Below are 24,006 nucleotides of genomic sequence, written 5' to 3' on the forward strand. Positions count from 1 at the left end.
GCAGTGAATCACGTCAGCATCGACGCACCGGTCTTGCGGGATGTCGAGCTCTCTCCGGTGCCGCGACTTAACACCCCGACTGCGTCAGCCTCGTTGAGGGGGCGGGTGTCCCTGGGGGTGGCTGCGGTGCGTCGGCTCACGGCCGAGCAGGCGGCCCAGGGGGACGAGGAGTGGCTCGACTTCCTGGAGTCGGAGTCCGCCCACAGCGACTACCTGCTCCTCAGCCTGGTCTGCGCCTTCCGGCCGTCGGACAACGATGACCCGTTCGTCGACGCTGGCCTCGGCATCCGCTTGGAGGCTCCCGACGAGCCTGCGGACCGACAGCCGATCGCCTGGTCCATTGCCCCGAAGAAGCGCCTCGCTCCCGGCGGTGGAGTGGGCGGCCGGATCGCGCTAACAGCCAAGCTCGCCATCATCGAGTCCACCCTGGATGTCACCCCCAATCAACAACAGGAGCAACTGTTCCTGGTGGGTATGGGCGAGCGTGACAGTGACCCCGAATGGCGGTTCAAGGCGACGAGCTCGGTCCCCTTGATCGGAGACGAGACGTTGACCGTCGTGGTCAAGGCCCCAACCGGGGCGACAGTGCGGGCCCACGTCTCCGTCGCCGCCACGGTCAGGCAGCGGCGCCTGGGTCTGATCCCCTACCGCGCAGAGTTGCCGCCAGCGCTACGGACAATCGATCTTCAATGAAGTACCTATCCGAGCCGGGTCATCGATACACCGTCGCAGCGAGCCACGACTAACGGAGTGCGTGAGCGATGCGAGAGTGGACGGCGCGCCACGTGCCGGTTCGGGCGGGATCGTGGATCATAGCGCGACGTCCTAACCTGCGGGTTCATCGCCAAGTGGTCGATGCCGACAGTAGCCAACATGATCACTCTCGGGCGGAGGCCCGGACCGCTCAGCGGCCCGGGCCTTCGTCGTCTCGTGGTCTCAGTTGCCAAGTTTGGATCTCTCGCCGAACGGGCCATGTCGGCCTGCTGGCCGACGGCATCCTCCGCTTGTTCGTTAGTCAGTGCCTTGGTACCGCTGTCAACTTGGGCCGGGTTTGTCAGTAGCGGGTGGTATGTCTGTCCTACGACCCGATTGGGCCGCCCGGGTGGTGAAGGGTGGATGAGTATGGCAGGCGAGCGGTACGTCGATCACGGGGTCCTTAAGGCCTTCGCGCAAAACAAGGTGAACGTGCCCGCGGAGGAGGCGAAGGAGCGGCGCCGGCAGGTGAACCACCTGCGGGAGCGGCTGGAGAACTACATCGCCGCTCACCCGGACTTCGACCTGGTGAAGCTCCGGGCGTCCGGCAGTACGGCCAAGCACACGGCGATCCGCCGCAAGAGCGGCACGGGATCCGACGCGGACGTCGCCGCGTATCTGTGCGTCGGTGACCCCGACGTCGACGTCTCGACCGTACTGGCCTGGCTGGAGGAGCGCTGTAAGGAGGTCTACGGCAAGACGAAGGACGCGGAGGACTTCAAGCCCTCCGACCACGCGGTCGGCATTACCATGCGGGGCTCCGGCTTGAAGATCGACGTGGTGCCGGTGCTCTACACCGGCGAGCCGGACGACCGGGGCTACCTGGTCACCAGTAAGAACACCAAGGTGCTCACCTCGGTCACGCTGCACCTGCGCTTCATCGAGAAGCGCAAGGGGGAGGCCGGTGACGGCTACCGGGAACTGATCCGACTGCTGAAGGCGTGGATCCGCGAGAGCAAGGTGGCCGACCCGCAGCTGCGCTGCAAGTCGTTCCTGATCGAGCTCCTGGTCGCGCACCTGTGGGACGTCGGCTGGAACGGCAAGCCGCTCCAGGTCGACGACTACCCAGCAGCGATCGAGCAGGTGCTCTCCTACATCGTCCGCACCGGCCTGAAGACGCAGATCGTCTTCACCGACTACTACAAGGCCAACGCGGTGAGCACGACGACGGACCCCATCCAGGTCTGGGACCCGGTCAACCCGGAGAACAACGTCGCGCGGGGCTACAGCGAACTCGACCGCCTGCGGCTGGTGAACCACGCCAAGACGACCCTCGACACCCTCACGATGGCCGCCTACGCGGCCAACAAGGGCGAGGCGCTCGACGCCTGGCGCGAGCTGTTCGGCCCCACCTTCCCGGGAGAGTGACCATGACCGGCTCGTACACCAGATCCGCTTCCGCCTCGTTCACGATCACTGATGCCCGCTACGTCGGAGGACGAGTCGGCGCCGACCTGCGTCTGCTGTACAACCTCTACAGCGAGCCCTCCGTCGACAGGATCGAGAACTTCGCTGAGGAGGTCGCCCTGCTCCTGCGCGACGGTTATCTCGACACCGTCGACTACGGCTTCCGTGACACGGCCACCAACACCTGGAAGTTCCGCCTGCGCTACAAGGCCACGGCTGGCGGCCAGCTCGCCGACTCCCGGCCGGGCAGCTTCCCGGACCCGGTCGACCTCACCGGGTACACCTTCCACAGCTTCCTCACCTACAGCTCCGCCTTCGGGCTCCTGACCAGCAGCCAGCAGGCCGGGGTCAAGGAGACCCTGCCGATCTCCCGGACGACCGGCACCGCTCCGAGCGCCCTCGCGGGCACCACCACAACCGGGCACGGCTACGCCCGCAGCGGCAGCGGCGTCTCCCGCGACGTCTACGTCGCCCACTAGTCCAGCGCGACCAGCAGGAGGAACGAGAACGTGACCAGCCAGGACGACCTGTTCCACCCCGTCATCGACCTGCCCGAGCCCACCCGCCGTGCCCGCTACGACCGCCTGGTCGGCCTGGACGATATGAAACTGCGCCTGCGCAAGGAGGCCGCGCTCCTCGCGGACCCGCGCCAGCTCCGGTCCTGGGCCGCCGAGCACCACGGCGGCGACGTTGCCGCGCTCGCCCTGTTCGCGGACCGCGCACCGCTGTTCGTCTTCGCTGGCGACGTCGGCTCCGGCAAGTCCGCGCTGGCCGAGTCCTTCGGCTGCGACCTCGCCGACTGGCTTGGCCTGCCGGTCTACCTGTACCGGCTCAAGCTAGCCACCCGCGGCAGCGGCCTGGTCGGCGAGATGACCTCGCTGATCGGCGACGCCTTCACCCACATGCACACAGTGGGCAAGCGCGTGTCTGGCCCCGAGGGTGCGCGCGCCGTGCAGATCCTCGTCATCGACGAGGCCGACGCCCTGGTGCAGTCCCGCGAGGCCCAGCAGATGCACCACGAGGACCGGGCTGGCGTTGACGCATTCCTGGCCGGAATCGATGGCCTGGCCGGAGCCGGGCTTCCGGTCGTCGTCGTGCTGTGCACCAACCGGGTCGGCGCCCTCGACCCAGCCGTCATGCGCCGCGCTGCGGCCACCTTCACCTTCACCCGCCCCGGCGACGAGCAGCGCCACGCGGTCCTCACCCAGGCGCTCGACGGGCTCGGCATCCGGCCGGAGACCGTTCGCAAGGTCGCCGAGCTCACCGGCCCCACCAAGGACCGCCCCGGCTACACCTTCTCCGACCTCACCCAGCGCCTGGTCCCAGCCGCCGTCTTCCGCGCCTTCCCCGACCGGCCCGTCACGGACGAGGACCTCCTCGCCCTCGCTGAGGAACTGGCGCCCACCCCTGTCTTCACCGAAGAGCGCTGATGGCCCACCTCCCTGCCCCCGGCCCCACCAGCGTCCGCACCAGCGGCGACTACTACCAGTGGCTCGTCGCCTGGGAGGCTTGCCTGACTCTCCTGCGCGAGAACGCAACCCGCTCGGACAACCCCGTCCGCGCAGTCGGCGTCGAGCTCGACGGCGTGGGCAACCTCGACGACGTCGTTCTGCTGCGCGACGTTCCCCCGAACACCTACAAGCAGGTCAAGTACGCGGTCGACAGTGCCACGCCGGTCAACGGGGAGTACTTGACCAAGCCCAGCACCAGCGATGGCCCGTCGATCCTCAAGAAGATCGCCAAGGCGTGGAAGAAGCTGACCGCGGACGGCGGCAGCATTGATCTGCGCCTGGTCACCAACCGGGCGGCCGACCCCACCGACGACCTCGTGGCCGGCCGCGATGCCCGCACTGGACTTTTGATGCCCAAGGCAGCCATCGGTGGCCCCAGGTCGGACCGGGGCAAGGCCCGTGCCCAGTGGGCCCAGAAAGCAGGTCTGACCGAAACCGAGCTCCTCGACCTGTTGTCGGTGCTACGTTTCGATCTGCCTCTGGACATGGCCTGGTATCAGGAGCATCTGCGGCTGATGATGGCCCTCGCGGGTTTGCGCAACGACCAGCGAGCGCTGGAGGAGGGAGCCGCCTGGGTCGCCAAGATGGTGCGTGACGGTCGGCGCAAGCTCACCCTCGCGATGGTCGAGGCCGCCGTCGCCGAGCTGGACCTGAAGGCGGGCCCCGCCCGTGCCGTCCTGTCGATCGCCACGCTCACGCCGGACCCGATGGCCCCGCAAGCCGACCACGCCATCGACTGGGTCGATTGCTTCGAGGGGGAATCCGCCTACACCAAACGCCGCCCTCGGGCACCCAACACCTGGGCACAGTTGCAGGCGGACGTCGAGGCCGCTCCCGAACACCTGCCTACCGGAACTGGGGCCGTCTCTGTCACCGGCAGCATCCGGCTGGCACCCGCATTTCTGGTCGGCACCACCTTCCGCATGGTCACTGGCACGGACCTCGCCGTCGTGCAGCGCGGCCAGCTCTGGTCCACCAACCACCAGTTCGACACCGTTCTGGCTCCGGGAGTTGCGGAGCACGAGATCGGCCAGGGCAACGAGCTCGCCGTCGCCATCGCTGTCGCCACGGACCCTACCGAGGACGTCTTGGAGTATTTGCGTGTGCAGGGTCTTCCCGTTGCCAAGCTCATTGTCCTTACCCCGCCGGGCGGCACGGCGAAGGACGGTTCTGTTCCGGACAGTGCCACCGCCAACGCCCTGGCCGTCGGCATCCGTGACCACCTGCGTCGTCCCACCCGCCGATTTCGGCGTATACATCTCTTCCTCGCCTGCCCTATGGGGCTCGCCGTTCTCCTCGGCAACCGTTGGAACCGGCTGTGCGAGACCGTGATCTACGAGGACATCAAAGTGGACGAGGGCTATGCGCCTGCCTTCACCGTCCAAGCCTGATGGCGAGGGCATCGATGCCCTCGCCAGAAGGGGAGCGGGTAGTGCCATGCGGCAGCCCATCAAGATGGCTGGATTGCGATGCTCTTCGCAAGGCGCCAACCCCGCCAACTCTGCACCACTACAGTGTTTATGGCGTGACGATGCGAGCAACTACCGGGAGCAAAAATGGATGTGACGTCTACTGAGCTTGCTTTGGCGGCGCTGAGCGGTGCCACCGGAAGTTTGAGCGAGGCTGTCGTGACCGATCTCTGGCGTCGTCTCCGGAACCGCTTCTCCAACAACAGCAGGGCGGTTGCCGCGTTGGATGGGCGCGACAGCAGCGATCCGGATGCTGTCGCCGCGCTGAGCGAGGTGCTTCACCGCGAGGCTGCGGCTGACCCGGAGTTCCGCCGTGAGATGGAGGAGTGGCTGTCCCGCCTGGTCGCGCCGGCGAGCGGTACTGTCAACACCGTGCGTGATTCCCATGGCCTGAACGCACCCGGGGCTACGTTCAATGGCACGGTGAACATGTCCTTCGGCCAGAACGAGCAGGCCCGATGACAGTGCCCCCGCCCCTGCCCGGTCGAGAGGCACCGGCGAATAGCGTCATTGGCTCGACGGGCTTCAACGCCCCAGGGGCGGTATTCCATGCTGCCGTCAACGTCAACTTAGCAACGGGCCTTGCCAATCCGACCCCATCGGTTGAGGAACTGCTCGCGCTGGGATCGGTGGAGGCGCCGTACGGCAGGCTGCCGGAGGCCGTACTGGGTCGGGACGGGATCCTCAAGGTTCTTGCAGGGACCGGCACAGCGGACCATCCGCGTATCCAAGTCCTGTCCGGAATGGGTGGGGTGGGGAAGACTACGGTGGCTCTTTCTGCAGCTGAGCGGGCCAGGGAGGTCGGTACCGAGGTCTTCTGGATCCAGGCCGGATCCGCGGCGGCCGTGGCAGACGGGATGCAGCACGCGGCTCTCCTCGCCGGCGCCCCGGCTGAGCACGTAGCCCACGCCTGGGAGAAAGGCGGAAGGCCTGCAGCTGATCTGGTCTGGCGCTATCTGGCTGCCCTGGACCGTCCCTGGCTGCTCGTCTTCGATGATGCCGACGATCTCGACGTGCTGTCGTGCCTGGGGACGGCACTGGCTGACGGCACAGGATGGGTCAGGCCCCCTGTTGGAAGATCGCAAGGAGTCCTTGTCACAACCCGTGATAGTAACAAGCGTTCCTGGGGCGCCCGAGTCGCGAGTCTCCACCGGGTGGAGGTCTTGGAGCTCGAATTTGCAAGCCAGGTTCTCCAGGAACTCGCTCCCGAGGCAGGCGACACGGAATCTGCAACGGCTCTGGCCGACCGTCTCGGCTCTCTGCCGCTCGCGCTGCACTTGGCGGGCACGTACCTGGACATGGCGTACGGCGATCCGCTGGCTGAAGCCCAAACCTTTGCCGAATACGTCGACGCGCTCGACGATTCCCCATTATTCCTCGATGACGCAAACGAGGGTGTGCACGGGGATCTGCGAAGCGAGGAGGAACGAGCCCGCCGGACGATTGCTAGTACGTGGGAGCTGTCCCTCTCCCTCCTCGAACGGCAGGGCACGGCACAGGCTCGCGGCTTGTTGCAGCTATTGTCCTGCTTCGCCCCGACCGCGCCTCTGCCGACTTCCTTGATCGATCCATCCAAGGTTGCCGCCTTGGGGATGTGGACTACAGACCTGTCGCCCAAGGTCGCTAGAAGGGCGCTTAATGGCCTAAGCCGATTCGGCCTCATCGGGCTCGACGTCCGCTCTGGAGAGCCGGTGTACCAAATCCACCGGCTCGTGGCCGAAGTTTCGGTTGCCCCGCTCCTTGCGGCTCCCGCAGACTACCGAGAGGTGTGGGATTCAGCCGCCGACTTGCTGGTCGCGGGTACTCCTTACCTGGAGAATCCACGGGATCCGAGTTCCTGGCCAACCTGGCAGGGGCTCATTCCACACTGGTTGGTTACGATGAGCCGATTGCCAAAATGGGGCACTGCTGCCGATGACCGCCTCGGCAATGTGTTGCTCTGCGCTGGGGTTGCAGTGGCCTACCTGAGCGTCCGGGGCGACTACGAGGTGGCTTGTCGACTGGCGGACGAAGCGCTAGCACGAGCCGAGTCTGAGGGAGTAAGCCCGTGGATCGGCGTGAACATCCGCAGACACAGGGCGATCACGGTCAAGGAGATGGGTGATCTGAAGGCCGCCGAGGCCGAGCTGGATCGCATTGCAGAGGAGTGCATCAGGCAATTCGGCGAGGATGACCCTACCACTCTTACAGTGCGATATGAGCGCGCAAGAGCGGCGTCACAGCGAGGGAAACTCGAGGAAGCGGAGCGCGAGTACAACGAGGTAATCCTCCATGAAACCAGGCTGTACGGCTCAAATGCGGCCAATACGCTGCGGTCGAGGCATGGCCGTGCGATCTGTATTAGAAGCATGGGGCGCTTTGATGAGGCGGCGGAGGAGGGGCGGCAAGTACTGGAAGGGCTGCGGTCCGAATTGGGCGAGACGCACCCTGATGCACTCGAGGCCCATCACGAATTTGCGATTTCGCTGCGAGATCAGGGGGAGAACGAGCGCGCAGCGGAGGAATTTCGCCGGGTGCTCGAATTGGAGGAATCAACTCTCGGGGTCGAGCACTCGTCTACGCTGATCACCCGCGCAAACTTGGCAACCACGCTCCTCCTGTGCCAGGAGTTCACCAAAGCGGAAGCTGAGATCCGGGCCGTGCTGGACGCGCGTACTCGCATCCTGGGGCCTGATCATCCCGACACGCTCGACTCACGCCACAGCCTGACCGTACTGCTTATGCAGCGGGGAGAACTCAACGCGAAGAGCGCTTCGGCGGTCTTGGAACAGTTGACCGAAGCCCAGAAGAAGCAACTCCTCGACGACCATCCCAATGTGCTAGCAGGCCGCAGCAGTCATGCTGCGGCACTGCGCTCCATTGGGGAACTAGCCAAGGCGGAATCGGAGTACAGGTCGATTCTAGATTCGGCAGCTGCGCGTCACGGAAGGAAGCACCCTGTCACCCTCAACGCGCAGGTTGAGTGGGCGATGGCCTTGGGCCGTATCGGACGAACGGGCGAGGCGGTTTCCGAGATGCGCAAAGCTCTGGCGCTTCAGGAAGATATTCTTGGCCACTCGCATCGCAATGTCGCCAGCGCACGCGCTGCGCTGGGCGCGCTTCTCCTGCAGCAAGGAAGCCTGGACGAGGCCGAGAAGCAATTGCGGCAGGCGTTAAAGGATATTCCTGGAGGCGATGCTGGACGCCCGGACGTTCGGCATGAATTGGTGGCAGTGCTGCACGCGCGAGGAATGCTACGGGAAGCGATTCGCCAGCTGCGAGAGATCGCCGACGAGGAGCTTAAACGGTCGGGTCCCGGGCATCCTGACTCGATCATCGCTCGCAATAGTCTCGGGGTCGCCCTGAAGGACTTCGGTGAATTGGAGGAGGCGGCGACTGTCTACCGTGAAGCGCTCAACGATGCTGAAGATACGTATTCGGAAGACCAGCCAGTAGTCTTGATGCTGCGTCACAATATTGCCGTCGTGATGCGCATTCAGGGCGATCTCGATGGGGCCGAGAAGGAGCAGACGGCTATCCTGCAGGTCCAGGCGCGTCGACTTGGGCCCGAGCACCCAGAGACGCTAGCTACACGACTGTCGCTCGCCCGCATTCTCGACGACCGGGGAATCGTCGTCGAAGCTGAGGCCGCTTATCGAGAGATTCGGTCGGCGTGCGCTCGTGCCCTTGGCCCGAACCATCGTCAGACGCTTTCTGTCCAGGGAAATCTGGCCTTCCTCCTGCTTGGTCAGCAACGTCTTCCGGAAGCAGAAGCTGAATATCGAGATGGGCTGAACAGATGTCGGAACAGCATCGGAGATGACCACCCCGCGACCTTGCGGATGGAACACAACCTCGCCATCGCAGAGGCAGTCCAGGGGAAGCTTGCAGGGGCCATTCCCCGGCTCCGCAGAGTTGTGGAGCGTCGGGGTAGCACACTGGGGACGGATCATCCCGACACTCTGGCGGCGCGCGAGGATCTCGGTAAGACCCTGTACCAGGCAGGGCAGCCGGCAGCGGCTGCTGAACAGCTCAAGGAAGTGGTTGAGGGTTGGTCTCGGGCCCGTGGTGCGGACCACGACGAGGTCTGGGAGGCACGCTACCGGCGAGCTCAGCTGCTCTGGGAGGCGGGGCACCCCCGCGCGGCGCAAGAAGAACTGGAAGCGCTGCTGGACCGCACTCTGGAGACCCGGCCAGATGAGGATCGGCGCATCACCGCGCTGCAGCGGGTGCTGATGGCTGTGAGGGCCGATGACGGCAGCTGCTAGGCCGGAGCCGTCATGTGTTGGTACGGATCGAATTTGCGTGAGCGGTGCGTGAGCGGACGGGGCAGCACGTGCCGGTTCGGACGGGATCGTGGATCACCACGCAATGCCCTGACCTGCGGGTTCATCACCAGGTGATCGATGACGGCAGCAGCCAACATGATCACTCGCGGGCTCGTAATGCGTAGGTCGCGGGTTCGAATCCCGCAGGCGGCTCAAGATAGGAAGGCCCGGTCAGATGCTCTGACCGGGCCTTTTGTCGTCTACAGCATGCGCCGATGGCGGCGGGCGCGGGCCGCCCGGGGGTTCGTGGTCTCAGAGGGCATTTGTTGAGAGTAGTTTGCCCTTTATGTCCTAACAGGCTCGCCAGGTTGGTGTGGTCTCGGCCGCTATGTGCTTGGCGAGGTTGTCGATCGAGGCGATGTGGATCATGGCTTCGGAGCTGGCTGGGAGGGTCTCGTAGTCGCGGGCGAGGCGGCGGCGCTGCATGATCCACCCCGGGCTTCGATCGACCACCCACCGCCTTTTCGCCGCATGAAGTCCGGGGGCGTCGGACTTCCGGTGAACGACTTCGACGTCGATGCCCAGGCTTGCGCCGTGCTCGATCATGGCGTTCTTGAAGCCGGTATCGACCCAGGTCTTGGAGATGCTCGGGTAGGTCTTCTTGGCCTGGTTGAGGAGGCGAATTCCCACGGCGTTCTCGGACAGGCTCGCGGCGGTGACAGTGACGGCGAGGATGAGTCCGATGGTGTCGGTGAGGATGCCTCTCTTCCGGCCGACGATCTTCTTCGCGGTGTACTGGTCAAGGGCACGTTGGTGGAGGTCTTCATGCTCTGGGTGTCGATCACCGAGGCGGTCGTAGTTGAGTTGGGCGAAGATTCCCTCGTCGTACCAGGCCGCGTAGTAGGCGTAGACGGTGCCGTGGTTGGGGAAGTCGTGCGGAAGGTACGTCCAGGGAATTCCGGTGCGGTTGATGTAGAGGATCGTATTGAAGACGTCGCGCAGGTCGACCTTCGCCGGCTGGCCAGTCGGCCGACGGTCGAGCCGGGCCGTTCCCTATGCCGTCAGAATCGGCTCAATGCGGGCCCATCGGGCGTCGGACGGATCGCGCAGGTATGGCTTGCGCTCGGTCATGACACAGCGTCAGTGCGGATGGGGCGGAGGATCCCGCTCCGCTGTCCGTTTGGGCGGTTCTATGACCTCTGTAAACCAGACGGACTTCAAGGTGAGCTGCCGGGCGAGACGGGCGGCCGATCCTTTGATCGGAGGAAGGGCATTGTTTATCTATCGTGCATAACGTAGCCAAAGAGACATGACCATGAGCCATTTACGGAACCAAGTATGTCAAAACGCCCACTCAGTGGGCGTTTAGGGATGGTTTGCGGTGCTAAGTCGCCTCGATAGCCAACATCTTCGACATGATTCGCACCTTACGTTCACCTTCGCCGCCTTCCGGGCGCCAACCTGCGTGACCGTTTGATCCGCTTCTCGACGCTGGATCCCGTCTGGTTTAGCAATAGAGGGAAATGTTCCTTCCAGTGCGGAGCTTCCGGACATTTCGCGCCATGCACCTTGGCGACGAATGCGACAAAGCCGATCAAAATACTCGTCGCAAACCATCCCTAAACGCCCACTCAGGCTAACCCGACAAAGCGGGATGTCTTACCTAAGGCTGGCAGGGAGGGGTTTCACGCCTTGGCGGAGGCGAGCTTGTTCTTCTCAAGCCACTTCTCGTATCGCCAGGCCAGAGCATCTCGGTGTGGATAGTTCTCCAGACCATCCAGATGAGTTTTGACGATCCCAAGTTGGGCCAGGCTGGGGCCTTGGGGTCGGACAAGGATCTCTCGAGTGTCTGGCTGGATGACGAAGAGGTGGGCATCGAACGCGCGGTGAAGTGCCGCGTTGAGGGGCAGGCCGTTGCGTGCGTCGGAGGTGCCGTTGTCGGCGTCCGGGCGCAGGTGGGCAGCTTCGATCATCTCAGGAACCGCGATATCTGAAAGGGGGCAGACCGGCCCGTAGCGCTGGAAGACTTCCAGCTTGAACCGCGCCTGGTCAGGTCGGGTCGTCACCGTTCCAGTCCGCCGACGCCGCCGGCTACCTTCGAGCTCGAATGGCTGTTCATCCGAGCGGTCCTTGTCGAGGAGGCGGGTCGGAGCCTCGGGGCCGAAGGTAACGAAGAACAGCTTGCTCCTGTCCTCCCACCCGGTAACCCAGGCGAGCCTGACTGACCGACGATTCCCTTGCTCCGAAATCATGAAGACAGGAAGCTTGACCTTGGCCGCGGTCTTTGTGGCCTCAACCTCGGCTTCGTCCTGTCCTCGCCGGTCAGTAGTGGGGTAGTGATAGAGGGCGCCTTCGTCGTTGACTTCGTCCGGGTAGTCCGTCCCGGTGTGCTTCAGGCCCACTCCTAGGCCATGGGGATGGACGTGCTTGGTCCGCGCCTTGTCGACCCAGATCCCTTGCTGGCCGCCGTAAGCACGCACTGACCGAACATCATCCGGAGTCACCAGTCCGTCGACATCGCGGCAGGCGCTGAGGTGCTTCCAGATGGCCTGGCGCCAGTTGCGCTCGCCGTCGATCGTTGTCGGGCGCCCGCTCAGCACCGTGAAACCGAGCGAGCGTAGGGCAGCGTCGGCGTGGCTCTCGACATTGCTGGAGTCCGTCTCGGGCGTGTTCGTCGGCGGTGGCTGGAAGTCGTAGGCCGCGCCGGCAATGGCCTTCGCACTGTAGAGCCGGTCGCCATGCTGGAGGTAGTGCTGATCAGTCTCGCCGCTGTCGTAGCGGTCATGGAAAGCCTGCCGGCCAACCTCATCGTGCTTGGCGATCGCCTTCAAGACCGCCGAAGCGTCGGTCAGCTCTCGGATGTTGATGGACAACGGCCCCTCCTCAGATCCGAGATGAGCCTAGACGCCGACGCTGACAGGAGAGCTCGAGGGCTGTGGTTGGGAGAACTCGTAAGGCGTAGGTCGCGGGTTCGAATCCTGCGGGCGGCTCGGTGGAGGTCCAGGTCGTGTCGCTCATGACCTGGGCCTTTGGGCGTTCCTTGGGCGGTGGCGGTGGTTGCCGTGGTGGGGGCTCGGGTGTGGTGTCGGGTGTGGTGGTGGGGGTTGGGTGGCTCTGGCGTTCTGCGGGGTGTCGAGGGCGGGGGGCGGCGCGTGGCGGGGGATCGGGGGTGGGATTTGGGGGGTGGGGCATACGAGTTGGGGGCGTTGAATGCAAGATCTTTCAGCCATTGACCATGTTCATCTCACGACATAGCCTGGCGCAGCAGCATCGATATTCAGGCAGTGAGCCCCCAGCGGCGGGCGGTTGCGCGGCGGCTGGGGGGCGTCATCGAACGGTGGGCGTTCGCGTGCGCCTGGGTGTGGTTTTTGCCACGGGGGATATGGGTATGACTGGCTCAAACGTTGGTGTACGAACCGTCGGGGATGGCTCTGCCTACCCGTCTCTGTCCGGTCTTGTCGAGTGGCATGCGGTCCGGGAGCCCGATGCACCGGCCGTGGACTATCCGGATGCCGGAATCGCGCTGAGTTATGGCGAGTTGAGCCGCCGGGCGAACCGGCTGGCGGCGTATCTGGGCTCGCGGGGCGTGGGGCTCGGGGACCATGTGGTCACCTGTCTGCCGGCCGGGCCCGAGCTGGTGGTCGCGCTGCTCGCGATCGTCCGGGCCGGGGCCGCTTATGTGCCGGTGGATCCGTCGCATCCGGTGGAGCGTCGGCGGCTGATCCTGCGGGACTGTGCCGCGCGGGTCGTGGTGACGCAGGACGCCTTCGCGGCGGACTGTGAGGGTCTGGGCGCGGCCGTGGTCGCGGTGGACGTCCTCGCCGGGGAGATCGCCGGCCTGCCGGCCGACCTGCCGGAGGTGACGCCGGGCCCCGAGGACGCCGCCTACGTCTGCTACACCTCCGGAACCACCGGCACTCCCAAGGGAGTCGTCGTCCCGCACCGCGCCGTACTGGACCTGCTGCGGTCCACCGACTACGTGCAACTCACCGCGCGGGACGTCATGGCGCAGGCCGCCAACCCGGCCTTCGACGCGGTCACCTTCGAGATCTGGGGTGCCCTCACCGCCGGCGCCCGACTGGTCGGCCTGCCGAAGGACGCCGTGGTGGACCCGGCCGCGTTCGAGCGGGCCGTCAAGGAGCACGGGCTGACCGTGCTGTTCCTGACCACCGCGCTGTTCAACCAGATCGCCCGGGACCGGCCCCGGGCCTTCGGGCCGCTCCGGGTGCTGCTCTTCGGCGGCGAGGCGTGCAACCCGCGGCGGGTGCGCCAGGTGCTGGCGGCCGAGCCGCCGGAGCACCTGCTGCACGTGTACGGGCCCACCGAGACCACGACCTTCGCCACCTGGTACGAGATCACCGAGGTGGCGGAGGATGCCAGGACGATCCCGATCGGCAGGCCGATCGGCGCCACGATCGGCCTGGTCCTCGACGACGACCTCCGGCCGGTGGCCCCCGGCGGCTCCGGCGAGCTGTACCTGGGCGGGCCCTGCCTCGCGCTCGGCTACCTCAACCGCCCCGAGCTCACCCGGGAGCGTTTCGTCGACAACCCGGTCGAGCCCGGTTCGGGCCGGCTCTACCGCACCGGTGACCACGTCCTGCTGCGCGAGGACGGCGCGGTCGAGTTCCTCGACCGGGTCGACAACCAGATCAAGCTGCGTGGATTCCGGATCGAGCTGGGCGAGATCGAGGCCGTCCTCACCGCGCACCCCGCCGTCTCCGAGGCGGTCGTCTCGGTGTACCAGCAGGCCGAGGACGATCGGCGGCTGGTCGCCCACGTGGTGCCGGCGGGTGCCGCCGCCGCGGAGTCGGCCAGCCAGGTCACCGAGTGGCGGGAGATCTACGAAACCCTCTACGACGACGCCGAGTCCACCGACCTCGGCGAGAACTTCGTGGGCTGGAACAGCAGTTACGACGACCTGCCGATCCCGCTCGACCAGATGCGGGAGTGGCGCGCGGCGACGGTGGACCGCATCCGCGAGCTCCGGCCGCGCCGGGTGCTGGAGATCGGCGTGGGCACCGGCCTGCTGATGTCCCACCTCGCCCCGGACTGCGAGGAGTACTGGGGCACCGACTTCTCCCCGGCGGTGATCGAGGCGCTGCGCGCCCAGACCGAGGCGGACCCCCGCCTGCGCGGCAGGGTCACGCTGCGCTGCCGGGCCGCGGACGTCGTGGACGAGCTGCCCACGGGCCACTTCGACACGGTCGTGATCAACTCGGTCATCCAGTACTTCCCCAACGTCGAGTACCTGCGGACCGTGATCGAACGCGTGCTGCCGCTGCTGGCCCCGGGGGGTTCGTTCTTCCTCGGGGACCTGCGGAACCTGGACCTGCTGCGCTGCATGCAGACCGGCGTCGAGCTGGCCCGGGCCGGCGACGCCGAGCACGGCCGGGACATCGAGAGCACCCGCCGTTCGATCGGCCAGCGGATCGAACTGGAGACCGAACTGCTGCTCTCCCCGGCGCTGTTCACCACGCTGGCCCGTGAGCTGCCGGCGATCCGGGCGGTGGACGTCCGGATCAAGCGCGGCACCCACCACAACGAGCTCACCCGCTACCGCTACGAGGCCGTGCTGAGCACCGGCGAGCCGGTCGCGGACCTCCGGGACGTGCCGCGGCTCGGCTGGGGTGCGGATCTGGGCTCCACCGCCGAGATCGAGGCGTACCTGCGGGCCGAGGCGCCCGCCGCCCTGCGGATCGCGGGGGTGCCCAACGCCCGGATCCACCGGGAGCGGACCGTGATGCGGGCGCTCGACTCCGGCGCCGGCCTCGCCGAGGCCGTCCAGCGGTCGGCGCGGACGGGCGCCGCACCCGATCCGGAGGAGCTCTGCGCCCTCGGCGAGCGTGCCGGGTACCGCGCGTTCGCGACGTGGTCGGCCGACACGGCCGAGGCCGTCGACATCGTCCTGCTCGCTCCCGGCACCGAGGCCGGCCCGCTGACGGCCGGCTACGCCCCGGACGCCGCCGGGTCCCCCGAGGTCGGCGACTGCGCCAACACCCCCACCGCCTTCGACAGCACCGTCGACCTGGCGGTGACCCTGCGCGGCTACCTCCAGCGGCAGCTGCCGGACTACATGGTCCCGGCCGCGCTGATGACGCTCGAAGCCCTGCCGCTCACCCCGAACGGGAAGGTCGACCGGCGCGCCCTGCCGGCCCCGGCCCTCGCGGCCGCCATGCCCGGCACCCTGCCGGGGACGCCGATCGAGGAGATCGTCCGCGACCTGTTCGCGGAGGTCCTCGGACTGCCGAAGCGCGAGGTGTACGCGGACTCCGACTTCTTCGCCCTCGGCGGGCACTCGCTGATCGCCGCGCGTCTGGTCGCCCGCCTGCGGGCCACCCTCGGGGTCGATCCCGGCACCCGGGCGCTGTACGAGGCGCCCACGGTGCGGGGGCTCGCCACCCTGGCCGGTGACGCGCCCCTTCCCGGCGGGCCGGCGGGTGCCGAGGGCGGCACCGGCAACCTCGTGCTGCCCGTGCGCTTCGACCGGGCCCTGGACGTCAAGGCCCTGGAGTCCGCGCTGAAGGACCTGGCCCACCGGCACCGGGCGCTGTCCGGCCTGGTGGTCGACGCGCTGGCGGCCGAGCCGGCGGGGAAGGCCGGCGCGGCCGAGCTGCTGGCGGACGCCGACCGGCAGCCGCTCGACGCCGAACTCCCCGTCACCGCCCGGCTGTTCGCCTTCGCGCCGGACGACCACCTGCTGCTGCTCACGCTCCGCCCCGACCTGGTCGACGTCTCCTCGTACCTGCCGCTCGCCGCGGATCTGGTCCGGGCGTACGAGGCCCGCGCGGTGGACGAGGCGCCGCGCTGGCCGGCCGCCGTCCCCGGTGGTGCCGTCCCCGGTGGTGCCGTCACCGGTGACGCCGCCCCAGGTGGTACCGTCGCGCGGCCCGAGCCGGCGGCGGACACCCCCGAGCCGACCCCGCTGCCCGGGGCCGCTGCCGCCGCCGACACCACGCGGGCCGCTGCCGACCACACCCGGGTCGGCCGGGCGGAGAGCGTCATCGACGCCGAACTGCACCGCAGGCTGGCCCACTTCGCGGCCGACCAGGGCGCCACCGTCCTGATGGCGACGCACGCCGCTCTGGCGGCCCTGCTCACCCGGCTCGACGCGGGCACCGACCTCGTGCTGGCCACCCCCGTCCCCGCACGGGGTGGTGACGCCCTGCGGCACGCCGTCGGCCAGTACACCCGCACCGTGCCGCTGCGGACGGACACCTCGGGCGACCCCGCCTTCGGCACGCTGCTCCAGCGGGTCCGCGCCACCCAACTGGCGGCGTTCCGCCAGGAGCCCGCTGCGGCGCGTCCCGGCGGGGTGGTCCTCTCCGTCGCCCCGCAGGCCGGGGCGACCTTCGAGACCGCCGGCCTGGTGATCCGGGCCGAGCAGCCCCGCCGACCGCACCCGGACGCGGACCTGGCGCTCGTGCTGACCGAACGGCAGAGCGCGACCGGCGAGCCGCTGGGGATCGACGTCGAGGCCTCGTACCGCTCGGACGTGATCGGTGCGGAGGCTGTCTCGGGGCTGCTCGACAGCCTGGTGACGCTGCTCGGCTCGGCCCTCGACCACCCCGGGCAGGGCATCGGCGCGCTGCGGTTGCTCTCCGACCAGGCCCTGGAGCACTCCCAGCAGGCCTGGGCCGGGGAACGTCGCGCCGTCCCGGCCCGGACGGTGCCGGAGCTGTTCGCGGCTCAGGTCCGGGAGCGCGCCGGCGCCGTCGCCCTGGACGACGGCGCGGAGCCGGTGACGTACGCGGAGCTCGACCGCCGCTCCGACCGGCTCGCCCGCACGCTCGCCGGGCACAAGGCGGGGCCGGGCACGGTCGTGGCCACCGCGATCGCCTCCCCGCTCGGGTTCGCGACGGCCGTGCTGGCGGTCGCGAAGGCGGGAGCCGTCTGCCTGCCCTTCGACCCGGCGGCGCTCCCGGCGGCGCTCGTGGAGCGGGCCGGTGTGCTCCTGCTCGACGCCGAGGCCGGGCAGGGCGTCCCGGAGCAGGCCTCCCCGGTCGCCCGCCTGGTGCTCGACCCCACCTCCACCTTCGACCTCACGGCCGACGACGGGCCCGACGACGGCCGCCCGGACCAAGACGCCGCGCCGGCCGCGCCGGCCGCGCCGGCCGCGCCGGCCGGGTCGGCGACCCCGCGGCGCCCGGTGCTGCTGGCCGTCACCGACGACCCGCAGATCGGCGAGGTGCTGATCGGCGCCGAGGGCATCGCCACCGTCGCCGCCTGGCGCTCGGCCGAGCAGCCGGGGGCGCGCAGCGCCTGGCTGCACCCGGGCTACCCCGACGTCGCCGCCGCGCTCGACCTGCTGGAGTCGCTCGCCGCCGGAGCCACGGTGCTGGTGCCGGACGCGAAGCGGTACGACGACCTGCCCGGCCTGGCCGACTGGCTGCGGGGCAGCGGCGCCGACCACGCCGTGTCCACCGACCCGCTGGTGGTCGCACTGGCCGACGTGTACGCCGAACCGGGCCGCGCCACCGGCGCGCCGGCCTCCCTCACGGTGTCCACCGACCGGGACGACGCGAGCCCCGAGGTCCACGCCTTCGCCACGGCCCACGGCCGCACGCTGACCGTCCGGGCCGGCCGGCCCGAGGCCCGTACGGTGGTCGTCCACCGGCCCGGCGCCGACGCACGACCGGCCTGGAACCACCGCGCCCACGTGCTCGACGCCCAACTGCGCCCGGTGCCCCCCGGCGGGACCGGCGCGCTGTACCTCGCGGGCGCGAGCCTCGCGCTCGGGTACGCCGACCGGCCCGACGCGACCGGTGACCGCTTCGTCCCGGACCCCTTCGAGGCCTCCGGCGAGCGCATGTGGCGCACCGGCCGGGCCGCCCGGCGGGGCTCCGACGGGCGGCTGGAGATCCTCGACGAGCCGTGGGCCGACGACCCCTTCGAGGACGAGTACGGGACCTTCGTCGTCCTCGCCGACGACCGCGACCGGCCGGCCCTGTGGCCCAAGCCGGTACCGGTGCCGGCCGGTTGGCAGCTGGTCCACCCCGAGGACCTGCGCGACCTGTGTCTGGACTTCCTCAACGAGCACGCGTTCCTCAACGAGCACGCGGCGGCCGAGCTGCGGCTCGGCGGTTGATCCCGCCCTTCCCCCACGGTCCAACCACCCTCACGAACACAAGGTTTCTCCATGACTGCGATGGCCCACACCCCTGCAGCTAACGGACAGGCCGACACCCCGGACCTGTACCACCACATCCTCGACCTCACCGAGCAGGACGCCCGCGCCGCCCACGAGTTGGCCGCGGACTGCGCCAGGACCTTCAAAGCGGCCAACGACCTGCGGTTCCTCGACGAGGCCCCGGTGCTGGCCCAGGACCTGCCGCTCGCGGTGCGCCGGCACCTCAACGAAGCACGCCGCGACGAGCGGGCGCACGCGACCATGATCCGCGGCAACCTCGTCGACCAGACCGCACTGGGCAGCACGCCCGAGCACTGGAGCGCGGCCGACACCGAGTCGAGCCAGGTCTACGGCGCCCTGCTGGTGCTGTACTCCGCCCTGCTCGGCGACGCCATCGGCTGGGCCACCCAGCAGTCCGGCCGGCTGGTCACCGACGTGCTGCCGAGCCGCGGCTACGAGCAGAGCCTGATCTCCGCCTCCAGCGAGCTCGAACTGGGCTGGCACACCGAGGACGCCTTCTCCCCGCACCGCGCGGACTGGGTCGGCCTGTTCGCGCTGCGCAACGGCACCGACGTGGCCACCACCGTCTCGCACGTCGACGTCCGGCGGATGCCCGCGGACGTCGCGCGGTTGCTCGCCCAGCCGAGGTTCGTCGCGATCCCGGACTCCTCGCACGAGTTCGCCGAGGACGAGGCGCCGATGGACCCGGTCGCCATCCTCAGCGGCCACGCCGACGCCCCCGTGCTGCGCATCGACCGCGACTTCTTCCGCGCCCGGCCGGACGACGCCGAGGCGGCGGAGGCCCTGGACTGGGTGGTCGCGCACCTGGACGCCAACCTGACGGACGTCTTCATCCGCACCGGCGACGTCTGCTTCGTCGACAACCGCAACGTGGTGCACGGCCGCCGCGCGTTCCGGGCCGGCTTCGACGGCGCCGACCGGTGGCTCAAGCGCGTCAACATCGTCCGCGACCTGCGGCGCACCCGACCCGGGCGCCTGGACGGGACCACCCGCGTCATCGGCTGACCGACCGGCCGTCTCCCTGATCTCCCCCCACCAGTTCCGCTCCAGCGAGGAAGTCGATATGACCACCCCCCTGCGCCCCGTCGTCCTTCTGGTCGAGAGCCGCCGCGCGACCTTCACCGACAGCGTGCTCAGCCGCGACGACGTCTCGGTCGTGCTGCTGCGGTTCGACTCCGTCCAGCTCACCCCGGAGTACGTCGAGCGCACCGCCGACCTGCCGACCTTCACCCTGGCGACCGCCGCCCCGCTGGAGGAGGAGGCGGCCCGGTACCTGGCCTGGATCGAGACCGTCGGCGAGCGCCCGCAGCACTTCTGCAACCCGAACGAGGCCCTCCAGGCGTCCGCCCAGCGCTTCGCCGCCCTCGTCGGCCTGCCGCACCTGACCGAGGAGCAGGTCGCCTGGGTGCGGAACAAGAAGACGATGAAGGACCGGTACGCCGAACTGGGCATCCCGCACGCGGCCTACCGCCCGGTCACCGTCCTGGCGGACGTCGAGGCCTTCGGCGCCGACCACGGCTGGCCGGTCATCCTCAAGCCGATCGACTCCGACTCCTGCATCGGCACCTACCGGATCGACTCGCCGGCCGGGCTCGCCGACATCCCGCCGCTCGACCCGCAGTTGGAGTGGATGGTCGAGCAGTACATCCCGGGCCGTGAGTTCCAGCTCTGCGCGGTCATCGCCCGCGGTCAGGTCGTGGACGCCTACCTGTCCAAGAACCCCCGCCCGATCATCGAGGTCCTGGACGGGGCGATCAACGCCAACATCACCTACGCGCCGAGCGAGCACCTCCCGGTCGACGCCAAGGCGTTGGCCCAGCGGCTGACCGACGGACTGGGCATCCCGTACGGCTACCTGCACGGCGAGTTCTTCCTCACCGAGGACGGCGAGTTCCACATGAGCGAGGTCGCGGCCCGCCTCAGCGGCTGCGAGGTTCCGATGAACCACGGGCTCGCGTACGGCTTCGACTTCCTGAACGTCATCCTCGACACCTACCTCGACCGGGTCCCGGTGCCCGAGTACACCCGGGACCGCGCGGTCGGCGACCTGCTGCTGCCGACCCGGCCCGGCCGACTGGTGAGCATCAGCACCGAGGAGGAGCTGCTCCGGCTGCCCGGCGTCATCGGCGCCCACCTGACCGTCCAGCCGGGCGACCTGCTCGACCCGCCGCGCGCCTCGCACGCCAGCACCGGCTACGTCCACGTCGAGGGCGCCACCGCCGACGAGGTCGAGCAGCGCATGCAGGCCGTGCTCGACCACTTCGAGCTCAAGGTGGCGGACGTATGACCGAGCCGGGACAGGACCCCCTGTTCGTCGCCCACGAGGCGCTGCCGGGCTACGCCGAGGCCGTGAGCAGCTGGCTGGCCGACGACACCGGCACCGCCGCGATCCCGGTGTGGACCGGGGCGCGCGGCGACCTGCTCGACGGGATCGCGCTGGCCCGGCCCGTCTACGCCGGCCGGCGCGCCCCGGAGCCCGCCGGGACCGGCGTGGTCGTCGGCACCTCGCTGCCCGAGGAGGTCCGACGCCTCGCCGCCCCGCTGGCCCGCACCTGGGTCACCAAGGTGTCGGACCTGCCCGACACCGGTTCCGTCCTGGTCCTCGGCAGCTACGCGGACCTGCGCGCGGACGCCGTCCAGGACGTCGTCGACCAGACCTACGCCCAGGGCCGCGACCTGTTCCTGCTCACCGGCCGGGACGCGCACACCGTCAGCTGGGTGGTGGCCAAGCAGTACGCGAACGCCGCGCCGCACGGCGAGACCGGCATGATCTCGGAGCTGGACACCCTGCCGGCCGCCCCCGGCACCGTCTGGTTCGGCGCCGAGGACGTCCGGCACAAGGACATCCAGGGCATCGCCCTGGACCGGGTCTGGCGCCGGGTGCTGTTCCACGGGAACGGCAAGGACGACCAGCTCAACCTCGGCCGGTTCACCCTCTGCGGGCTGAGCCCGGTCGGCGAGCGGGACCCGGGCCTGCCGGGCCCCAAGTGCGCGTACGGGCTGGGCTGCACCAAGCCCGAGGAGAAGCTGATCCCCGCCCGGCGGATCAAGGCCGCGGAACTGGTGCTCGCCAACTGCTTCAGCGGCCCGCTGACCGACTACGCGATGTACGACCCCAAGTACGTGATCCTGCTCGACGCGCTGGACGGCCCGGCCCAGACCGTCGTCGCCACCCTGACGGCCTGCGACGGCGCGCGCCCGGAGAACCTCGCCTGGCTCACCGAGAGTTCCACCGGGCGGAACGCGGCCCGGGCGATCAACGACCGGATGAAGGACATCAACCCCTACCCGTCCTTCGTCCAGATCGGGCTGCAGTCCGGCGGGGTCGTCGAGCAGCCGGCGCCCGTCGCCGACGACACGGCCGGCTTCCCGCTGCACACCGTCGGGGCCCGGCTGTCCGGCCTGCTCGACAGCGGCCTGCTGCGGGAGGACTACCCGCTGCGCCCGCGGCTGCGGCAGCTCTCCGACAGCATGCTGCGCTACGCGTCGCGCATCGTCGCGCTGTCGCCCCCGGACGGCCCGCCGGCGCTGGCCGCGACCGCCGAGGAGACGAAGTCCCTGGATCTCGCCCTGGCGCACCGGATCGCCAAGCACCACGACGACGCCGTGCTGCAGTTCCCGACCTACTTCGGCGAGCGCAGCACCGCCGAGGAGCCCGTCGACCTCGACTGGCTGTGCAGCTGCGGCCGCCCGCTGCGCAGCTACACCCGCCGTGGCCGGCTCCCGGTCATCGCCGACACGGTGCAGGGGCTCTGCGCGCGGTGCGGTGACGTGGTCAACTCCCCTGTGGACGGTACGGAACTGCGGGTGACGGCGCCCGAGGAGGTCGAGGCCGGGACGACGCTGCACGTCTCGATCACCGTCGCTCCGCACCGGACGGGCACCGTCAACACCGGTATCGTGCTGCCCATGTACCTGAACGCCCGTGCGCTTCCGGCCTTGAGCCGCAAGGAGGTTCGGGCCGGGGAGAGCGCCCGGTGCGACTTCGCGATCGAGATCGCCGCCGAGGCCGCGCCCCAGGCGTACTACTTCACCCCGTACGCGGTGCACGACCTGGGCGTCTCCACCCGGCGCGTGCACTTCACCGTTTCCCCGCCGGCACCGGCCGGCAGCGGCCGAAGCCCTGGGAGTCCGACCGCATGAGGCCGTCCCTGGCGGACAGTCAGACCTTCCTGCCACTCCGGCACCGCGACTTCCGGCAGCTCGCCGGCGGTCGGTTGCTGATCTACTTCGCCAACGCGATGGCGCCCGTGGTGCTCGGCTTCGCCGTCCTCGACCTCACCGGGTCGACGACCGACCTCGGGTTCGTCGTGGGGGCGCGATCGCTGGCCAACGTCCTGCTGCTGCTGCTCGGCGGCGTCGTCGCCGATCGGTTCTCCCGGACCCTGATCCTTCAGGGTTCGGCGGCCGGCGCCGCCCTGGTGCAGGCCGTGGTCGCGGTGACCGTCCTGCTCGGCTGGACCTCGATCCCGCTGCTGGTCGTCCTCAGCGTGGCGAACGGCGCCCTGTCCGCGCTCTCGCTGCCGGCCTCGGCGGCGCTGACCTCGCAGACCGTGCCCGCGGACGTGCTGCGCCCGGCCAACGCCCTGATGCGGATGGCTACCAACCTCGGCATGATCGTCGGCGCCTCGCTGGGCGGTGTGATCGCCGCCCTGATCGGCCCCGGGTGGGGACTCGCGGCCAATGCGCTCTGCCTGTTCCTCGCCGCGCTGTGCTTCCGCGGCGTCCGGATCGCGGCGAGCGACACCGAGCCTGCCGAGCCCGCCGAACGGTCCCGCCCGCTGCACGAACTGAGGGAGGGCTGGCGCGAGTTCACCGCCCGCACCTGGGTGGTGGCCGTGGTGCTCCAGTTCACCGTGGTGAACGCCGTCGTCGCCGGCGGCATCCAGGTCCTCGGACTCGGTGTCGCCGACGACACCTTCGGGCGCGGGCTGTGGGGCGCCGTCCTGGCCGCGCAGATGGCGGGCGCCGTCGCGGGCGGCTTCCTCGCGGCGCGCTCGCGCGCCCGGCACGCGCTGCGCCTGGGCGTGGCGCTGGTGGTGCTGGAGGCGGTGCCGCTGGTGGTGCTCGCCGAGGCGCCGGGCGCCCTGCTGCTCGGGGTGGCGATGTTCCTGAACGGTGTGGCGCTGGAGCAGTTCGGCGTGGCCTGGGACGTGTCGCTCCAGGAGAACGTCCCCGCCGACCGCCTCGCCCGGGTGTACTCCTACGACGCGCTCGGATCGTTCATCGCCCTGCCCATCGGCGAGATGGCCGCGGGCCCGGTGGCGCACCAGATCGGGGTGCGGGCCACGCTGCTGTGGGGCGCCGCGCTGGTGGCGCTGGCCACCGGCGCGGCGCTGCTCAGCCGCGACCTCCGCCGGCTCACCGTCCTCTCGGCCGCACCGGAGCGGCCCGTCGGGCAGTCCTCCGAGCAGACCGCCGGCGCCGCGTAGCAGGGCGGCTGTCCGCGCACGCGAAAGGCCCGGGCCACG

General features: G+C 69.1%; 14 protein-coding genes. 12 read left to right on the top strand and 2 right to left on the bottom strand.

Going from position 1 to position 24,006, the window contains the following annotated elements:
• Window positions 1-3: 3 nt before the first annotated feature.
• The 7 genes from ACIOJE_RS00475 (at window position 4) to fxsT (ending at window position 9,387) form a co-directional block, all read left to right on the top strand.
• On the top strand, window positions 4-693 hold the full coding sequence (locus ACIOJE_RS00475) for a hypothetical protein (RefSeq protein WP_400772403.1): 690 nt from the start codon (window positions 4-6) through the stop codon (window positions 691-693).
• A gap of 423 nt (window positions 694-1,116) precedes the next feature.
• Entirely contained in the window at window positions 1,117-2,121 is a 1,005-nt protein-coding gene (locus ACIOJE_RS00480) for a CBASS oligonucleotide cyclase (protein ID WP_400772404.1), read from the top strand.
• 2 nt (window positions 2,122-2,123) lie between these two features.
• Window positions 2,124-2,639, top strand: coding sequence for a hypothetical protein (locus ACIOJE_RS00485; protein WP_400772406.1), 516 nt, complete (start codon window positions 2,124-2,126; stop codon window positions 2,637-2,639).
• A gap of 30 nt (window positions 2,640-2,669) precedes the next feature.
• Window positions 2,670-3,590, top strand: a complete 921-nt coding sequence (locus tag ACIOJE_RS00490) for an AAA family ATPase (RefSeq protein WP_400772408.1) — start codon at window positions 2,670-2,672, stop codon at window positions 3,588-3,590.
• A complete protein-coding gene (locus ACIOJE_RS00495; protein WP_400772409.1) occupies window positions 3,590-5,062 on the top strand; it encodes an SAVED domain-containing protein in 1,473 nt (490 codons plus the stop codon). The genes ACIOJE_RS00490 and ACIOJE_RS00495 overlap by 1 nt, the downstream gene beginning before the upstream one ends.
• Window positions 5,063-5,227: 165 nt before the next feature.
• Complete coding sequence (locus tag ACIOJE_RS00500) at window positions 5,228-5,602, top strand: hypothetical protein (RefSeq protein WP_400772410.1); 375 nt, start codon at window positions 5,228-5,230, stop codon at window positions 5,600-5,602.
• Window positions 5,599-9,387, top strand: coding sequence for an FxSxx-COOH system tetratricopeptide repeat protein (gene fxsT, locus ACIOJE_RS00505; RefSeq protein WP_400772412.1), 3,789 nt, complete (start codon window positions 5,599-5,601; stop codon window positions 9,385-9,387). Before ACIOJE_RS00500 ends, fxsT begins: the two co-directional genes overlap by 4 nt.
• Window positions 9,388-9,738: 351 nt before the next feature.
• On the opposite strand, the gene ACIOJE_RS00510 is transcribed toward fxsT, so the two are convergent.
• Both ACIOJE_RS00510 and ACIOJE_RS00515 read right to left on the bottom strand, forming a co-directional pair.
• Window positions 9,739-10,389, bottom strand: coding sequence for an IS5 family transposase (locus tag ACIOJE_RS00510; RefSeq protein WP_400772804.1), 651 nt, complete (start codon window positions 10,387-10,389; stop codon window positions 9,739-9,741).
• A 683-nt stretch (window positions 10,390-11,072) separates the two neighbouring features.
• Window positions 11,073-12,260 carry an HNH endonuclease gene (locus ACIOJE_RS00515; RefSeq protein WP_400772414.1) on the bottom strand — a complete coding sequence of 396 codons (1,188 nt, stop codon included), beginning with the start codon at window positions 12,258-12,260 and terminating at the stop codon, window positions 11,073-11,075.
• Window positions 12,261-12,775: 515 nt separating this feature from the next.
• On the opposite strand from ACIOJE_RS00515, the gene ACIOJE_RS00520 reads away from it, so the two are divergent.
• From ACIOJE_RS00520 to ACIOJE_RS00540, 5 genes are read left to right on the top strand one after another with little or no spacing between them, the layout of a single operon-like run.
• Entirely contained in the window at window positions 12,776-18,472 is a 5,697-nt protein-coding gene (locus ACIOJE_RS00520) for an amino acid adenylation domain-containing protein (RefSeq protein WP_400772415.1), read from the top strand.
• Between the two features lie 51 nt (window positions 18,473-18,523).
• Entirely contained in the window at window positions 18,524-19,540 is a 1,017-nt protein-coding gene (gene gntD / locus ACIOJE_RS00525; protein WP_280673337.1) for a guanitoxin biosynthesis L-enduracididine beta-hydroxylase GntD, read from the top strand.
• A gap of 58 nt (window positions 19,541-19,598) precedes the next feature.
• Complete coding sequence (locus ACIOJE_RS00530; RefSeq protein ID WP_400772417.1) at window positions 19,599-20,822, top strand: ATP-grasp domain-containing protein; 1,224 nt, start codon at window positions 19,599-19,601, stop codon at window positions 20,820-20,822.
• On the top strand, window positions 20,819-22,678 hold the full coding sequence (locus tag ACIOJE_RS00535; RefSeq protein ID WP_400772419.1) for a hypothetical protein: 1,860 nt from the start codon (window positions 20,819-20,821) through the stop codon (window positions 22,676-22,678). The genes ACIOJE_RS00530 and ACIOJE_RS00535 overlap by 4 nt, the downstream gene beginning before the upstream one ends.
• Entirely contained in the window at window positions 22,675-23,967 is a 1,293-nt protein-coding gene (locus tag ACIOJE_RS00540) for an MFS transporter (RefSeq protein ID WP_400772420.1), read from the top strand. The genes ACIOJE_RS00535 and ACIOJE_RS00540 overlap by 4 nt, the downstream gene beginning before the upstream one ends.
• Window positions 23,968-24,006: the final 39 nt, after the last annotated feature.

Origin of the sequence: Kitasatospora sp. NPDC087861 (assembly GCF_044742585.1) — a bacterium.
In the GTDB taxonomy this organism is placed as follows: domain Bacteria; phylum Actinomycetota; class Actinomycetes; order Streptomycetales; family Streptomycetaceae; genus Kitasatospora.

Coding starts and splice junctions, on each gene's coding strand:
- ACIOJE_RS00535 (WP_400772419.1), top strand. CDS start 20,819: ATGACCGAGCCGGGACAGGACCCCCTGTTCGTCGCCCACGAGGCGCTG.
- ACIOJE_RS00530 (WP_400772417.1), top strand. CDS start 19,599: ATGACCACCCCCCTGCGCCCCGTCGTCCTTCTGGTCGAGAGCCGCCGC.
- ACIOJE_RS00520 (WP_400772415.1), top strand. CDS start 12,776: ATGACTGGCTCAAACGTTGGTGTACGAACCGTCGGGGATGGCTCTGCC.
- ACIOJE_RS00495 (WP_400772409.1), top strand. CDS start 3,590: ATGGCCCACCTCCCTGCCCCCGGCCCCACCAGCGTCCGCACCAGCGGC.
- ACIOJE_RS00485 (WP_400772406.1), top strand. CDS start 2,124: ATGACCGGCTCGTACACCAGATCCGCTTCCGCCTCGTTCACGATCACT.
- ACIOJE_RS00540 (WP_400772420.1), top strand. CDS start 22,675: ATGAGGCCGTCCCTGGCGGACAGTCAGACCTTCCTGCCACTCCGGCAC.
- gntD (WP_280673337.1), top strand. CDS start 18,524: ATGACTGCGATGGCCCACACCCCTGCAGCTAACGGACAGGCCGACACC.
- ACIOJE_RS00480 (WP_400772404.1), top strand. CDS start 1,117: ATGAGTATGGCAGGCGAGCGGTACGTCGATCACGGGGTCCTTAAGGCC.
- ACIOJE_RS00500 (WP_400772410.1), top strand. CDS start 5,228: ATGGATGTGACGTCTACTGAGCTTGCTTTGGCGGCGCTGAGCGGTGCC.
- fxsT (WP_400772412.1), top strand. CDS start 5,599: ATGACAGTGCCCCCGCCCCTGCCCGGTCGAGAGGCACCGGCGAATAGC.